The organism is Filomicrobium sp. (assembly GCF_025698805.1).
Lineage (GTDB): Bacteria > Pseudomonadota > Alphaproteobacteria > Rhizobiales > Hyphomicrobiaceae > Filomicrobium > Filomicrobium insigne.
Genome location: NZ_JAILWT010000003.1, coordinates 668695 through 682670, shown reverse-complemented (window position 1 = coordinate 682670; position 13976 = coordinate 668695). Strand labels below are relative to the sequence as shown.

The 13976-nt window shown below is 58.3% G+C and carries 16 protein-coding genes; 10 read left to right on the top strand and 6 right to left on the bottom strand.

The window, feature by feature from the left end; genetic code table 11:
* Positions 1–39: 39 nt before the first annotated feature.
* Positions 40–1167, bottom strand: coding sequence for a class I SAM-dependent methyltransferase (locus K5845_RS10585; protein ID WP_287958954.1), 1128 nt, complete (start codon positions 1165–1167; stop codon positions 40–42).
* Positions 1164–1991, bottom strand: coding sequence for a prolipoprotein diacylglyceryl transferase (gene lgt, locus K5845_RS10580; protein ID WP_046479229.1), 828 nt, complete (start codon positions 1989–1991; stop codon positions 1164–1166). The genes K5845_RS10585 and lgt overlap by 4 nt, the downstream gene beginning before the upstream one ends.
* 185 nt (positions 1992–2176) lie before the next feature.
* On the opposite strand from lgt, the gene K5845_RS10575 reads away from it, so the two are divergent.
* The 5 genes from K5845_RS10575 to K5845_RS10555 all read left to right on the top strand — a co-directional run bounded on the left by K5845_RS10575 (position 2177) and on the right by K5845_RS10555 (position 5381).
* Positions 2177–2434, top strand: coding sequence for an accessory factor UbiK family protein (locus K5845_RS10575; RefSeq protein WP_046479228.1), 258 nt, complete (start codon positions 2177–2179; stop codon positions 2432–2434).
* 288 nt (positions 2435–2722) lie between these two features.
* Positions 2723–3220: a type III secretion system chaperone family protein gene (locus K5845_RS10570; RefSeq protein WP_046480679.1), complete on the top strand. Its 498-nt coding sequence runs from the start codon at positions 2723–2725 to the stop codon at positions 3218–3220.
* Positions 3221–3251: 31 nt separating this feature from the next.
* On the top strand, positions 3252–4076 hold the full coding sequence (gene proC / locus K5845_RS10565; RefSeq protein WP_046479227.1) for a pyrroline-5-carboxylate reductase: 825 nt from the start codon (positions 3252–3254) through the stop codon (positions 4074–4076).
* Between the two features lie 97 nt (positions 4077–4173).
* Positions 4174–4581, top strand: a complete 408-nt coding sequence (gene arsC, locus K5845_RS10560; protein WP_287958953.1) for an arsenate reductase (glutaredoxin) — start codon at positions 4174–4176, stop codon at positions 4579–4581.
* A gap of 92 nt (positions 4582–4673) precedes the next feature.
* On the top strand, positions 4674–5381 hold the full coding sequence (locus tag K5845_RS10555) for a TetR/AcrR family transcriptional regulator (RefSeq protein ID WP_287958952.1): 708 nt from the start codon (positions 4674–4676) through the stop codon (positions 5379–5381).
* Positions 5382–5383: 2 nt separating this feature from the next.
* Here the strand turns inward: K5845_RS10555 and K5845_RS10550 are convergent, their stop codons facing one another.
* The 3 genes from K5845_RS10550 to K5845_RS10540 all read right to left on the bottom strand — a co-directional run bounded on the left by K5845_RS10550 (position 5384) and on the right by K5845_RS10540 (position 8271).
* On the bottom strand, positions 5384–6811 hold the full coding sequence (locus tag K5845_RS10550; RefSeq protein WP_082101104.1) for an ATP-binding protein: 1428 nt from the start codon (positions 6809–6811) through the stop codon (positions 5384–5386).
* Between the two features lie 139 nt (positions 6812–6950).
* Positions 6951–7655, bottom strand: coding sequence for a response regulator (locus tag K5845_RS10545; protein WP_082101105.1), 705 nt, complete (start codon positions 7653–7655; stop codon positions 6951–6953).
* Positions 7656–7692: 37 nt separating this feature from the next.
* Complete coding sequence (locus K5845_RS10540) at positions 7693–8271, bottom strand: MarR family winged helix-turn-helix transcriptional regulator (protein ID WP_090229380.1); 579 nt, start codon at positions 8269–8271, stop codon at positions 7693–7695.
* A 220-nt stretch (positions 8272–8491) separates the two neighbouring features.
* Between K5845_RS10540 and K5845_RS10535 the strand changes: the two genes are divergently transcribed.
* The gene (locus tag K5845_RS10535; protein ID WP_046479224.1) at positions 8492–9388 is read left to right on the top strand and encodes a branched-chain amino acid aminotransferase; all 897 of its coding nucleotides are present in this window, start codon (positions 8492–8494) and stop codon (positions 9386–9388) included.
* Between the two features lie 401 nt (positions 9389–9789).
* Here K5845_RS10535 and K5845_RS10530 read toward each other — a convergent pair whose 3' ends face one another.
* Positions 9790–10071 (bottom strand): hypothetical protein, encoded by a 282-nt coding sequence (locus K5845_RS10530; RefSeq protein ID WP_046479223.1) that lies wholly within the window; start codon positions 10069–10071, stop codon positions 9790–9792.
* 213 nt (positions 10072–10284) lie between these two features.
* Between K5845_RS10530 and K5845_RS10525 the strand changes: the two genes are divergently transcribed.
* From K5845_RS10525 to otnI, 4 genes are all read left to right on the top strand, one after another.
* The gene (locus tag K5845_RS10525) at positions 10285–11892 is read left to right on the top strand and encodes a phytoene desaturase family protein (RefSeq protein ID WP_287958951.1); all 1608 of its coding nucleotides are present in this window, start codon (positions 10285–10287) and stop codon (positions 11890–11892) included.
* Between the two features lie 141 nt (positions 11893–12033).
* A complete protein-coding gene (locus tag K5845_RS10520) occupies positions 12034–12558 on the top strand; it encodes a flavin reductase family protein (protein ID WP_197540865.1) in 525 nt (174 codons plus the stop codon).
* 43 nt (positions 12559–12601) lie between these two features.
* On the top strand, positions 12602–13024 hold the full coding sequence (arfB, locus tag K5845_RS10515) for an alternative ribosome rescue aminoacyl-tRNA hydrolase ArfB (RefSeq protein ID WP_170832454.1): 423 nt from the start codon (positions 12602–12604) through the stop codon (positions 13022–13024).
* A gap of 66 nt (positions 13025–13090) precedes the next feature.
* Positions 13091–13885: a 2-oxo-tetronate isomerase gene (gene otnI / locus K5845_RS10510; protein ID WP_046479220.1), complete on the top strand. Its 795-nt coding sequence runs from the start codon at positions 13091–13093 to the stop codon at positions 13883–13885.
* Positions 13886–13976: the final 91 nt, after the last annotated feature.

The window sequence follows — 13976 nt, the reverse complement described above, 5'->3', positions numbered from 1 at the left end:
ATCCTCAGGTGTCTCGGTTGAGACAATCCGTGATTGTGTTCAGAAGCCGGGAAGCGTCGGCAACCTGCCGGAACGTACGCCTAATGCCTTGAAGCGTGTACCCATACCTTGCGGAGCCAACAACCGTGCGACACCCAATTCGATGTTGCCTGCTTCAATGGGGTTTGCCGCCATGAGACGTGACGCCCGCTGTACGATACCGAGTGCTCCTAAAAATTCTGCCTGCGTAATAGGACCATCAACAACCAGAGTCGGGTCGGCGGCGTTCTCAGATCCACTCATAGTGATTTGGGTGCGAACGGCCTCGAAGTCGACTTGCGTCGTCAAATCGGCTTCTCCAGGTGAGGTGAGGGGATGTTCGTGATGATGGTCTCGCACCGCTTGCAAGCTGTCACCGATCTCAGATGCCGCATGACCATAGTCGATCAGCAAAGCTGCGAGCGGGGCGCTCTTGCCCAGTGAGGCGAGCGGAGCGGAAAGTTCGCTGAAATTAGGCACGGTGAGGATACTTCCCGCAGGCGCGTTCTCAGCATGCACTGGAATATCGAGCCGGCCACTGGGAGGCAAAGCGATTTCGCCGAATTGCAGTCGGTCCAAGTCGTCTACGGTGACCGAACGGCAGCGCCAGCCCGACGGCGTCGCGATCAGCTGCTCAACGGGAAGCGCATCGAGGAATTCATTTCCAATGACGATCGTCGGCCCTTCTGGAACGTCCTCCAGGCGAGGATGCCAATTGATCGGTAAATCTATTGCCCCAAGCGTCTCGGTCTGCGCGGCGCGGAGCGTTTCACTACTCTCTACAAGATGGACGTTCGCTGCGGAGAGGAAATCGGGCACAAGGCGAAGTGCACGCAAAGCATCGCGCATGAGGGAGCCGCGACCTGGCCCCAACTCGATCAGGTTAATTCTGGACGGGCCACCCATCTGCTGCCAGACGACGGCACTCCATAACCCAATGAGTTCGCCGAAAATCTGACTGATCTCGGGGGCCGTTATGAAGTCGCCCGTCCGGCCAATCGCCTCTCGCCGCCGGTAGTATCCATGATCGGCATCCTGCAGGCACGCCGTCATGTATTGTCGGACAGTCAGCGGCCCGTCGCGTTTTATCCGTGCGATAAGATTGCACGACAGGGGCGTATCGCGTCGCGCATCTGGATCATAGTTCACGTAGAGGCCCGTGACTTGGAGCGCGCCAGCATTATGAACCAGATGCCAAGGAGCAGCATGGGGATGGAGTACACCATACCCTTGGTGATCGGATACTCAGGCGAGAATTGGCGGTATTCGATGATCTTGAAGAATTCGCAGAAGATGCGGAACACGGCGTAGCCCACGAGAAAGATACCCGTGGTCAGTCCTGGCTGTTTCAGAGCCATCCATTTGTGCGTCACGAAACGCAGGATCAGGAAGAGAACGATGCCTTCAAGCGCCGCTTCATAGAGCATGGCCGGATGCCTTGGCTCTTCGCCCCAACCTGGAAACACCATGCCCCAAGGCATGTCGGTCGGCGTGCCCACGATTTCGCCGTTCACAAAATTGGCCATACGCCCGAAGAACAAGCCGATCGGAACGGCCGCCGCGACGACATCCATGACGGATAGGGCGACAAGCCCCTTCCGGCGCGCGAAAAGAAACATCGCAAGGCCTGAGCCCAGGAGGCCACCGTGGAAGGCCATGCCTCCACGCCAGATCGCGAACACCTGTAACGGGTTCTCAAAATAATATGATGGCTCGTAAAAGAGTACGTGGCCAAGTCGGCCGCCGACAACGACGCCCGCAGCGACCCACAACAGCAATTCATCGACGTCATCGGCGGTCATCGCCGGCTTGTTATCACGCCAGAGCGACGCGTTGGCGACTAGCCGTTTGATATAGACCCATCCCAGGATCAGCCCTGCAGCATAGGCGAGCCCGTACCATCTGACCGCGATGGGTCCGATTTGAAGTGCCACCGGGTCGATCTGCGGATAAGAAATGGCGAGCAAACTCATGTGAATCCTTGGCTGCGCGGGGAAAGCTGGACGCCAGGGATGAACATAGCCCCGCGAGTGTCAAGGTGACATGCTGTGCGAGGCTTGAACGCGCGGGGCAGCGGGCTCATAGTCATTCCCCAGATACATTTGTCGTGTGTGGTGACGGTAACGCGCCCACACGTGTTGATTCTTAAGGACCGAACATGACGCAAACATCAAACCGCCTCTTCGACGATCTCGCCAAGCTCATGAACGATGCGGCCGGCGCAGCGCAAGGCGTCAAGCAGGAGTTCGAGACGATGGCTCGGTCCCAAGGCGAAAAGATTCTTCGCGAGATGGATGTCGTTCAACGCGAGGAGTTTGAGGCTGTACGAGCCATGGCGGAAAAGGCGCGAGCAGAGAACGAACGGCTCGAAGCACGTATTGCCGCTCTTGAGGCTAAGCTCGGTCAAACGAGCTGATCGAACGTGACTCGCCGGGGATGAGGGGCGTACCCGGAAGATGTCGAGTGCCAGAAAGTGCCTCTGGCTAAATATCCACGCGTTTTCAACAGTTTTCCGGAATCTGACGGCACTTGCCCCACGAATGTCGGGGGCTCGCCATCATGACCGTGGACACTCGTGTTCAGTTGGTTGCGACTCGTGCACGACAGATGCTTTCGTGACGCCGCGCGACGAGCTCCGGTGAGGGCCGGGGCAGACTGAAGACCACATATGGCGCGGCACGCGTCCGCAATTTGGGGAAAAAGAATGGCATCTTCTGAGCTGGGCTACGATCGTGTGACGAACCCCATCGACCTTGTCGAGCAACTGGCGGGACGTCACGAGTGGGCCTGCGATCGCACCGGCGACGATGAACTGACACTGATCGTCTCAGGAACCTGGACGGATTATCACATCTCGCTCAATTGGCGCGATGATCTGGAAGCTCTGCATCTTGCCTGCGCCTTTGACTTTAAGGTGCCCGATACGCGCCTCAGTGAGATGTACCGTCTCGTGGGGCAGATCAACGAGCAGCTTTGGCTGGGCCACTTCGACCTTTGGACACAGGAAGGTCTGGTGATGTACCGTCATGCCCTGCTGCTGAATGGGTCGGTTGTCACCCCGATGCAGTGTGAAGCGCTGTTACAGGCTGCACTCGAGAGCTGTGAGCGCTACTATCAGGCGTTCCAGTTCGTCGTATGGGCAGGCAAGGAGAGCCGTGAGGCTCTGATCTCGACAATGTTCGAGACTGAAGGCCAAGCCTGACGGCGATCGCAGCCGTAGAAAGCTTTTCATTATGACTTTGGCCCTCGAAGGACCGTTGTTGATTGCCGGAGCCGGCAAGATGGGGACCGCCATGCTCTCCGGCTTGTTAGAGGCGGGACTTGAGCCGTTCCAGGTCATTATTCAGGATCCCGCACCATCGCTTGAGGTGCAGGACTTTGTGATACGCGAGGGTGTACGCTGCGCACCCGCGATCACGTCGCTTGAGGCTCCGCCATCGGTCATTCTCGCGGCCGTCAAACCGCAGATCATGGACAAGGTGATGCCGGGACTGGCGCAATTGGCCGGTCCTGACACGCTTTTGCTGTCCATCGCCGCTGGCCGAACGATCGCGAGCTTCGAGCAGCACCTGCCGACGGGGACTGCGGTGATCCGGGCCATGCCCAACACACCGGCGGCCGTCGGTGCCGGGATCACGGTCTGCTGCGCCAACGCGCACGTCAGCGAAAGCCAGAAGTTGATTGCCGAGGAGATGTTGCGCGCAGTCGGCGATGTGGCATGGATCGAAGACGAAGCCTTGATGGATTCGGTCACTGCGGTCTCAGGTTCCGGCCCCGCATATGTTTTCTATTTGGTAGAGGCGCTAACGGACGCAGGCATCGCTGCGGGCCTCGATGCTGAACTCTCCGCGCGCCTCGCCCGTGCGACCGTCGCCGGTTCCGGCCGTCTTCTTGAAGCGGCGGATGACGATGCCGCGACATTGCGTAAGAATGTGACCTCTCCCGGGGGCACGACTGCGGCAGCTTTGGAAGTCTTGACGGCCGATGACGGCTTGAAGCCGCTGATGAAGGCCGCTGTGGCCGCCGCGGTGAAACGCGGACGCGAACTCGCAGGCTAGCAAGAAGGCCGTCAACTCTCTATCACCTAGGCAGGCGGCGGCTCCATGCTAAGTAGGCGCACCGAGCTGTCCTTCAGCCATTTTGAGCGAGATAGAGATGACGGTCACGATTTACCACAACCCGAAATGTGGAACGTCGCGCAACACGCTGGCGATGATACAGGCCAGCGGCGCGGAGCCGGAGGTAATTGAGTACTTGAAAGACCCACCGTCTCGGGCACGGTTGGTTGAACTCATCGCGGCCATGAAAATTCCCGTCCGCGACCTGTTACGCCGCAAGGGAACGCCCTATGATGAATTGAGCCTCGACGATCCGAAGTGGAGCGATGACGAACTCATCGACTTCATGATCGAACACCCTATCCTCATCAACCGCCCGATTGTTGTGACGGACAAGGGGGTGCGTTTATGTCGGCCTTCCGAGCAAGTTCTTGATCTTCTCGACAACCCCGATATCGGCAGCTTCACCAAGGAAGATGGCGAAGTGGTTCCCAGCCGCCGGTAAGTCCGAGCTGAATCTTATATGCCGCGCCTCTGGCAATTGAGCCGGCACGCTCCTAACTCATGAGTAATTTGAATCTTGGAGAAAGCGCAGACATGAGCCAGTCCGGAGCGTATCCAGACACCTACAAGGATCGGATAATCGACGCTGCGTTGCGTCTCGCCGTATCGCGCCCGTGGAGTGAAATCTCCCTTCGCGAGATTGCTCAGGCCGCGGGGTCGAACTTGGTTGAGCTGCGTGGCAGTTTCAGCTCCAAAGCCGACATTATCGCGGCCTTCACCCGGCGCATCGATGATGAGGTTCTGACCAAGATACCACCGATGGAAAAGGGACAATCACATCGGGATGCGTTGTTCGAAGTCCTGATGACCCGGTTCGATGCGCTGCAACCGCATAAAGAGGCTGTTCGCTCGATCATGAACGGTGTGGGGCTTGAGCCATCTTTGCTTGCACCGTCGCTCGCTTCACAGTCCTGGATGTTGCAGGCAGCTGGCATCAATACGGATGGCGCAAGAGGGTCTTTGCGCGTGGCGGGTCTCGCGACTCTCTACGCATCGGTTTTGCGGACGTGGCTTGAGGATGACGACCCTGGTCTCGCGCGAACGATGGCCGTGCTTGATCGTCGTTTGCGGCGCGGAGAGCGTGCTTTGGAGACTGTTGAGGACGCGGCAGGGTTTGTCGGTCGCGTGGGCGGGATATTCCGTTCGGCAATGCGGCGTAAGGATAAATCAGGCAGGGAGCACGAAACGTCCGCTCCGCCGGCTGGGACGGCACCCCAGCCACCGCAGCCAGAGGCGCCGTGACTTTAGAGCGGCACGCTGATGATTGCGCGCAGGCCGCCCATGGAGCTTTCGCCTAAGGTGATATCGCCACCGTGGCTGCGTGCAATGTCCCGCGCGATTGCGAGACCAAGTCCCGTGTTCCCCGAATCCTGGTTGCGGCTGACGTCGATACGATAAAATGGACGGAACACGTTCTCGCGCTCGTTCTCCGGAATACCGGGTCCATTGTCATCAACCTCAATGCGAACCCAACGGCGCTCCGTGGCTGCACGGATTACCACACAAGTTCCATAACGGCTCGCATTCGAAACGAGATTGGTGATCGCACGTTTGAACGCGTGCCGCTTGAGAGGAAGCACGATATCCTTCTTGCGACGCCGCATCTTGAACGAGATGTCGACACCTAACACTTCGGCCTCGTCGCAGACTTCTCGAAGCATTTTCTTGAGACTGGAGGGTTTGGCCTCTTCGCCACCGTCGCCCTTAGAGAACGCGAGATAATCTTCCAGCATATGCTGCATTTCGTTCACGTCGAAACGTAGCGACTGCACTTCGGGTGTGTCTTCGAGAAACGCAAGCTGGAGCTTGAAGCGGGTCAAGATCGTGCGCAGGTCGTGGCTGACACCCGCGAGCATCGTTGTGCGCTGTTCGACGTGCGTCATGATGCGTTCGCGCATTTCCATGAACGCCAGAGCAGCTTGGCGTACCTCACGCGCGCCGCGCGGCCGGAAGTCCGCTGGTGCGGGACGCCCCTTGCCGAACGCATCGGCGGCTTCCGCGAGTTTCACGATGGGACGTATCTGATTGCGCAGAAACATGATGGCGACCGTCAAGAGGATCACCGACGAACCCACCATCCACAGCAGGAATATCTCCGAGTTCGAAGCGTAGGTTTGTTTTCGCGTGGCCACGAACCGCAGCACGGCATTGTCATGCTTGACCCGGATTTCGACGAGCCGAGAATTGCCAACGGTGTCGATCCAGTACGGCCGATCGATTTGCCGGCTAATCTCGCGCGAAAGCGCTCGATCTAGCAGATCGAAGAACGGCTTAGGACGGGCGGCCGGCAGATCGCCTGCGGGTAGAATCTGCATGGATAGGTTGAGCCGGTCCCGCGCCATTTCGACGAGACGTCCGTGCCCATCCTTGAAAGGATAATTGTCGTAGATCTCTATGAGGGCCGCCACGTCACGCGCGGTCGCTTCGGAAAGGCGCCGCGTCACGGCTTGCCAGTGACGTTCCATAAAGACGAAGGCGACGACACCTTCGAGCACGACGATAGGCGCGATGATGATAATGAGGGCGCGGGCATAAAGCCCCTTCGGCACGACATCCGAAAGCCGGCGCGCGCCAAGCTCCCGCAGCGACCGGAACCACGCCGTGATGCTAATCAGGAAGCGGTTCCATCTAATACGAGGTGGAGCTCCGGAAGCTGTGCGGAGGAACGTCATGCGATAACTCCCCCCTTTCTTCCAAGCGTTACGCGGGGCCCTTCAAAAAAGTTCAGGCGCGGTGGGCACCATGACACAAATTTCGTCTCCGGAGTGCCGCCGGTCGACGTTGCAAATTCGGATGAGTGCGCGTCAAGTGTTAGTCGGTGTAGAGGATATACCCCTTGCCGCGTACCGTCTGCAAATAGACTGGGTTGGAGGGGTCGTTTTCAATCTTTCTTCGCAGACGGTTGATCTGCACGTCGATAGCCCGCTCGTTGCCCGTCGAGTCGTCGTTCGATAGCTCATGTCGGGGGATAGGAACACCCGGACGGCTCGCAAACTGTCTCAGCAACTCGCGTTCGCGCTCGGTGATCTTGATGCTCTCATCGTCGCGTTTGAGTTCTCCACGTCCAACGTGGAACACATACGCCCCCATCCGGACTTCATCCCCCGGCACGCCGGGAGCATGCCCGCGGCGAATGATGTTGCGCAGACGTAGCAGCAACTCACGCGGTTCGAAGGGTTTGGGGATGTAATCGTCGACGCCGGCCTCTAGTCCTGTAATCCGGTGGTCGGGATCGGACTGGGCCGTGAGCATGCAAATCGGAATGTCCTTCGTCGCCTTTAATTCACGGGCAAGGTCAAGCCCGCTTTGGCCCGGCATCATCCAGTCAACAAGGACCAGGTCGAAGGATAGGCCACGCATGGCGGCTTTCGCCGCTTCGGCGTCTTTGGACGTCGTGACGCGGAAGCCATTCTCGTAAAGGTAGCGCGCCAAAAGATCCCGAATGCGCTGATCATCGTCGATAACCAACACATGCGGCGCATCGTCCGGCAACGTCTCGTCACCGATTGGTCTCATTGGGTTCCCCATGGGAGCTCCGATCTGTCGGCCCCGCTTACGTAGACTTAATGGCCTTTGATCCAGTGTGCGACCGGATCAAAGCTTCCACCTTGGCCCGGTCTTCGTGCCTAATCATGGCAAAAAGAAAACGCCGGGCAGCCTCATCTGCGCCTGGACCCGCCAGATCGAGCGCAGAACGGATGCGGACCAATTGCAGTTCGGTAAGCCGATCCACCAGCTTCGCACCCTTCGCCGTTGTAAAGAGCAGACGCTGGCGCCGGTCGGACTTTCCGGCCCTCTGTGCAATGAACTCCTCATCAATCAGCTGTTTCAGAACCCGTCCTAGGCTCTGCTTTGTGATCTTCAGAATGTCGAGGAGATCGGCGACGCGCAAGCCTGGATTGCGGTGAACGAAATGGAGGACGCGGTGATGCGCGCGGCCGAAACCATAGCGTTCGAGCACGACATCGGGATCGCCCGTGAAGTCACGATAAGCGAAAAATAACAACTCGATACAGGCGATGAGACGTTCGCGCTGCAGCGCGTCAGCATCGTCCATGCCAGGGTTCTCTTGTAGTTGATCGGCCGGGAGACTGGATGCCTCGACGGGGGCCGGATCATTTATGTCAGTCATGTTGACATATTTGCGTCCAATTGATACCTCTGGCAAGTCCATTTAGCGCGGAATTATGAGACCGATTCAGGGGGTGAACACCCTTGAAATAAGCCCATCCCAAGCGCCAGAATGGCGAACGCAACTTGCTGTTTGATGCCCGAGGCCCTTGCGCCGATGAGCGGCACCAGTGTTCGTTGCGTTGTGGTCGCATTCAAGACACCTTCGAGGAAACCTCAAAATGGCTGCTCTGGTCCCATTCCATGATCGTGATGGCTTTATTTGGTTCAACGGCGAGCTGATCAACTGGCGCGACGCCAAGCTTCACGTCCTCACCCATGCGCTGCACTACGGGAGCGCCGTCTTTGAAGGTATTCGCGCTTACGGTGGCGAGATCTTTGAATTGACGCAGCACTCTGAGCGTTTGGTCGAAGGTGCCCGCATTATCGATTTTGAAATTCCATACTCTGTTGCTGAGATCGACGAAGCTTGCCGTCAGGTGATGAAGGCAAACAATCTCGTTGAAGCCTATCTGCGCCCCATTGCATGGCGTGGCAGCGAGCAGATGGGCGTTTCCGCTCAACACAATAGCATTAACCTAGCCGTAGCCGCTTGGGATTGGGGCTCTTATTTCCCGATGGAGCAGCGGCTCAAAGGCTTGCGGCTAACCCTCGCGAAATATCGCCGTCCTGACCCTGCGACGGCCCCGTGCAAGGCTAAAGCGGCAGGTCTTTATATGATCTGCACCATCGAGAAACACCGCGCCGAGCGCGCAGGCTACGCCGACGCTCTGATGTTCGATTATCGTGGTTACGTCGCCGAGTGCACCGGAGCAAACGTGTTCTTCATTAAGGATGGCGTGATCCACACGCCGACGCCGGATTGCTTCCTGGACGGCATTACGCGTCGCACCGTTATCGGCCTCGCCAAGAAGCGCGGGTATGAGGTGATCGAACGCCATATTCAGCCGGAAGAGCTCGGTTCTTTCTCCGAATGCTTCATTACGGGCACGGCAGCAGAAGTGACGCCAGTCTCTGAAATCGGTGAATATAAGTACACACCTGGTACCATCTCGGAGACTTTGTTGAAAGATTACATGGAGTTGGTCCAGCCTTCGAAGCAGCTCGCCGCGGAGTGAGACCCAACCCACTTTGGCTATGGCGGCACGTCGCTTGTTCGTCCGTCTACCAAGAAATACGCAACTGATTGTCTAGCGCTGCGTTCTCGCTGAGACTGTCCGCATATTGGCGGCAATCTAGGTGAGCTAAGGCGATGCAGAGAGCCGGATTAATCATTGCAGCAGTCGTAGCGCTCAGTTTTTCGGGCGTTTCCGCTCTGGCCCAGGAGGGGCCGGGCGGAGCGATCAATCCCGGCAGGGATTGTCAAACGATCCTCAAGTGCAACTACAAGAAGGGTGGCTCCTTTCGGGGCTGCATATCCTCGTATTCCTGCAGGGTGTGCAAGTTCGTTCCGGCCAACTGTCAGGTCGGGGGGCAGAAGCGAACCTGCCAACGTATCCGTTGCACGTGGGGCTGATGATTAAGGACCTTCAACGGTACAAGGCCGCATCCGCCATAGTCCGCTGAGGACAAGCGCCAGGAACCCTGCGATGCCTGCGCCTACGGCCAACACCACCGATAAGCTTAAATAAATGTCGTGCAGATGGGCCACGAACAAGTAGGCGGCGGTCCAGAACTTTGCAGGGATAAGGCAAACTAAAAAGAGCCCAAGCGTGGGATTGGCCCGGCGCAGAAGCAGGTTATCGACTCTCGCCGTTTTGCCGGAACGGTTATCGAGTACAACACCGGCGGATCGCCCCATGGCCGCTTCCTCGCAACAGATGAGCCCTTACAAAATTGTATGGGCCTGCAACGTGCAATCAGGTTGTTAACGCAGCGATAATAAAATCACCCATTCTGGTGACAAATTGGACCAGATAACGCCGTTTACGTCCTAAGAGTTCCGATTGATGCGGCGCGAAATTTAGTGGGCGTGAGTTCGCTTATGGAAAGGCCTCCTCTTTAGGGACGGGATATGTCAAAACGCGATAGCGCCTACGATGTCGTCATTATCGGCGCTGGGCACAACGGATTGACCGCCGCCGCATACCTCGCCAAAGCAGGATTGCGCGTCGTAGCCTTAGAACGCCGCAAATGCGTGGGCGGTGCTGCTGTTACCGAAGAATTTCACCCCGGTTTCCGCAATTCGGTGGCCTCGTACACGGTCAGCTTGCTCAACCCGCGCGTCATCGCGGATCTCAACCTTCATGCGCACGGCCTGCGCATTGTCGAACGGCCCGTCGCGAATTTCTGGCCCGTGGACGAACGAAGGGCCCTGGTCATGCCGTTCGGCACAGCGGCGCGCCAGCGCGCGATCGCCGAATTCTCGGCGGCGGATGCCGAGCGGCTCCCCGTATATGAAGCGGCGCTCGACCGCGCGGCCGATGTCGTGCGAGATCTAGCATTGCGAACGCCACCCAATGCCGGTGGTGGCATTATCGAACTGATCAAAGGGGCAGGGCTGGGCCGCCGTCTTATCGGGCTCGACTTGAACGACAAACGCCTGCTGGTTGATTTGTTCACGAAGAGCGCGGCCGACTTCCTGAACGGCTGGTTTGAAAACGATGTCGTCAAGGCGGCCTTTGCCTTCGACGGGATTGTGGGCGCTTACGCAGCACCATCGACGCCGGGTACGGCGTACGTTCTCCTCCACCATTGCTTCGGCGAGGTAAACGGCAAGGCCGGAGTGTGGGGGCATGCCGTTGGCGGTATGGGGGCGATCACTCAGGCAATGGCTGCATCCGCGCGCGCCGCTGGAGCTGAAATCCGAATAGATGCCCCGGTGGCGAAAGTAATCGTCGGGAACGGCCGGGCAACCGGCGTCGAACTGACCTCGGGAGAGCGTATTAAAGCCAAAGTTGTTGCCGCCAACGTACCGCCGAAGTTGTTGTTCCGCGATCTTGTCCCTGACACCGCGATTGATCCGGAACTGCGGCGGCGCATGCTGGCGATCAAGTCCGGCTCAGGCACGTTTCGCATGAACGTGGCGTTGTCGGAGCTGCCCGATTTTACCAGCCGTCCCGGCAAGGCCATGCAGCCGCACCATGGCGCAGGCATCATCATCGCGCCTTCTATGGACTACATGGAACGAGCCTACATCGATGCGCGCCTGGAGGGCTGGTCTCGGGCGCCGATCATCGAAATGCTGATCCCTTCGACACTGGACGATACGCTGGCGCCATCCGGCCAACATGTTGCGAGCCTCTTCATCCAGCATGTCGCGCCGCACTTGCCAGGCGATAGAAGCTGGGCCGACCCGGCTGAACGCGAAGCATTCGCCGACGTCGTCATCGATACGGTGACACGTTACGCGCCCAATTTCCGCGAAGCAGTCATCGCGCGCCAAGTGCTCTCACCGCTCGATCTTGAAAACCTCCTGGGCCTCGTCGATGGTGATATATTCCATGGCCAACTGGGCTTGGATCAGCTCTTCTCCACCCGGCCAGTTTTGGGAAATGCCAACTACCGGCTCGGACTGCCCGGATTATATCTCTGCGGTTCGGGAGCCCACCCTGGGGGGGGCGTCACAGGGTTGCCAGGTCGCAATGCAGCTCAGGAAATTGCGAAGGATCTAAAGCGCTGACCCCAATGGCTCTGAGATACCATCTGTCCCACGACGCAGCCGAAAGGTGCAGTGCAACGAGCAGTTTGCTAAGTGATAGATCAGAGGCTCTCACCCCGTCGCTGCGGGGTCTTACAGACGAAGGATAGAGGAAGGATCGGCGTGTCGCGATTTGAAAAGCCTACGCCTGTGGCACATGCCATGGATGGTGCGAGCTATCGAGCTCTGATGCGCCATCAGGCGGGAGCCGTGACGGTTATCGCTGCTGGCGAGGTGGGTGCACGAGCGGGCCTCACCGCGACCGCTGTATCGTCGCTGTCGGATAATCCGCCAACGCTGCTCGCTTGCATCGGCCGCAACGCGAGCGCACACGATGTGATCGCGACGGCTGGCGTCTTCAGCATCAACCTGCTGGCGAACGACCAGGAGGAGATTGCCCAGCGGTTTTCCGGCAAGAGAGGCCTCAGCGGTGAAGCACGGTTCACCGGTCTCGCTTGGCAGACGCTGAAAACAGGAGCACCCGTTCTGGAACGTGCCTTGGCCAGCCTTGATTGTGAGGTTCTGGAAAGCCACGGGTTCACGACGCATTCGATATTCATCGGTCGCGTTATCGCCGGAACGTTTCGCGCCGAGGCCGAACCGCTTTTGTATTTCCGTGGGGATTACTGGAAGCTGGAATCCCGCTGAGTGAGGCCATGGGGCCGGGGCATCTCTCGAAGGATAGCCATTGATGCTGCGCATCACGCACGCTCTAACGATTGACGACAGCGTTCTGGAAGAACGCTTCATTCGTGCGTCGGGTCCCGGTGGGCAGAACGTCAACAAAGTTTCGACTGCCGTAGAATTACGGTTTGATCTGGCTCGGTGTGAGCAAATGCCCGATCGGGCACGCTCGCGTCTTCGGCGTTTAGCTGGTGCGCGTTTGACAGATGATGATGTGATCATCATCAAGGCCGACCGTTTCCGCACGCAGGAGCGCAACCGGGCTGACGCGCGCGAGAGACTGGCTGACCTGATCCGCGAGTCTCTCATCGAACCCAAGCGCCGCATCGCAACCAAACCGACGCGGGCCTCTAAAGAGCGACGTCTACGGGCCAAAACGCAGCGTAGTGATGTCAAGCGACTGCGCCGTTCCAAGCCCGATCTGAGTTGAAGTCCATAAAGGCGGCGGCATGAGTTCTGTCTGCCCAGTCCTCAACAGTAACGGAATAGAACGATCATGCCTCGCTTTGCCGCCAATTTAAGTTTTCTGTTCACAGAGCTGCCATTCCTGGACCGCTTTGCGGCTGCTGCTGAGGCTGGTTTTGAAGGGGTCGAGATCCTGTTCCCTTACGATTGGCCCGCGAGCGAGATTTCCGCGGCACTTAAGGCCAATGACCTCACCTTGGTCCTCTTCAATATTTGGCCCGGCGACTGGGCTGCAGGGGAACGCGGGCTCGCAGGCATCCCGGGTCGTGAAGCCGACTTTGAGGAGCGCGTGGCTCAGGCCTTGCGCTATGCTGACGAACTTGGCTGTCTGCGCCTCCACGCCATGGCGGGATTAGCCGAGCACGGAGCAAATTTTGAAACCTATTACGCGAACCTCTCACGCGCTGCGCGCATGGCGGCATCCCACGGGATCGACATCCTGATTGAGCCGATCAACTCCCGCGATATGCCGGGCTACCTGCTCAACCGGACAGAGGATGCGCGCACAACGATTGAAGCTGTCGGCGTGTCCAACATCGGCCTGCAATTCGACCTTTATCATCGGCACATCGAGCAGGGCGGCGTGGAAAACGCCATTACGGAATTCGGTTATCTCGCGCGCCACTATCAGGTCGCCGGCCCTCCCGATCGTGGCGAGCCCGATGCTGGCGATCTCGACTACGCGGCGATTTTTAATCTGTTGGATGCTAGTGATTTTCGCGGATGGGTCGGTTGCGAATATCGTCCGCGCGCCGCCACCAAAGAGGGGCTTATGTGGGCGCAGCGCTGCGGTGTCCGTTTTGACGGCAAACCCAATACAGCTTGATCGACGCAAAAGCCGGGATAATGCGTGTTATTTCGCTGTTACAATTTTTTACCTGCGGGAGATGATCTCTCAGCCCGTCGAGATAGATTTT

Coding starts and splice junctions, on each gene's coding strand:
- K5845_RS10545 (WP_082101105.1), bottom strand. CDS start 7,655: ATGAGACCAATCGGTGACGAGACGTTGCCGGACGATGCGCCGCATGTG.
- lgt (WP_046479229.1), bottom strand. CDS start 1,991: ATGAGTTTGCTCGCCATTTCTTATCCGCAGATCGACCCGGTGGCACTT.
- K5845_RS10575 (WP_046479228.1), top strand. CDS start 2,177: ATGACGCAAACATCAAACCGCCTCTTCGACGATCTCGCCAAGCTCATG.
- K5845_RS10570 (WP_046480679.1), top strand. CDS start 2,723: ATGGCATCTTCTGAGCTGGGCTACGATCGTGTGACGAACCCCATCGAC.
- arsC (WP_287958953.1), top strand. CDS start 4,174: ATGACGGTCACGATTTACCACAACCCGAAATGTGGAACGTCGCGCAAC.
- proC (WP_046479227.1), top strand. CDS start 3,252: ATGACTTTGGCCCTCGAAGGACCGTTGTTGATTGCCGGAGCCGGCAAG.
- K5845_RS10555 (WP_287958952.1), top strand. CDS start 4,674: ATGAGCCAGTCCGGAGCGTATCCAGACACCTACAAGGATCGGATAATC.
- otnI (WP_046479220.1), top strand. CDS start 13,091: ATGCCTCGCTTTGCCGCCAATTTAAGTTTTCTGTTCACAGAGCTGCCA.
- K5845_RS10525 (WP_287958951.1), top strand. CDS start 10,285: ATGTCAAAACGCGATAGCGCCTACGATGTCGTCATTATCGGCGCTGGG.
- K5845_RS10530 (WP_046479223.1), bottom strand. CDS start 10,071: ATGGGGCGATCCGCCGGTGTTGTACTCGATAACCGTTCCGGCAAAACG.
- K5845_RS10540 (WP_090229380.1), bottom strand. CDS start 8,271: ATGACTGACATAAATGATCCGGCCCCCGTCGAGGCATCCAGTCTCCCG.
- arfB (WP_170832454.1), top strand. CDS start 12,602: ATGCTGCGCATCACGCACGCTCTAACGATTGACGACAGCGTTCTGGAA.
- K5845_RS10550 (WP_082101104.1), bottom strand. CDS start 6,811: ATGACGTTCCTCCGCACAGCTTCCGGAGCTCCACCTCGTATTAGATGG.
- K5845_RS10535 (WP_046479224.1), top strand. CDS start 8,492: ATGGCTGCTCTGGTCCCATTCCATGATCGTGATGGCTTTATTTGGTTC.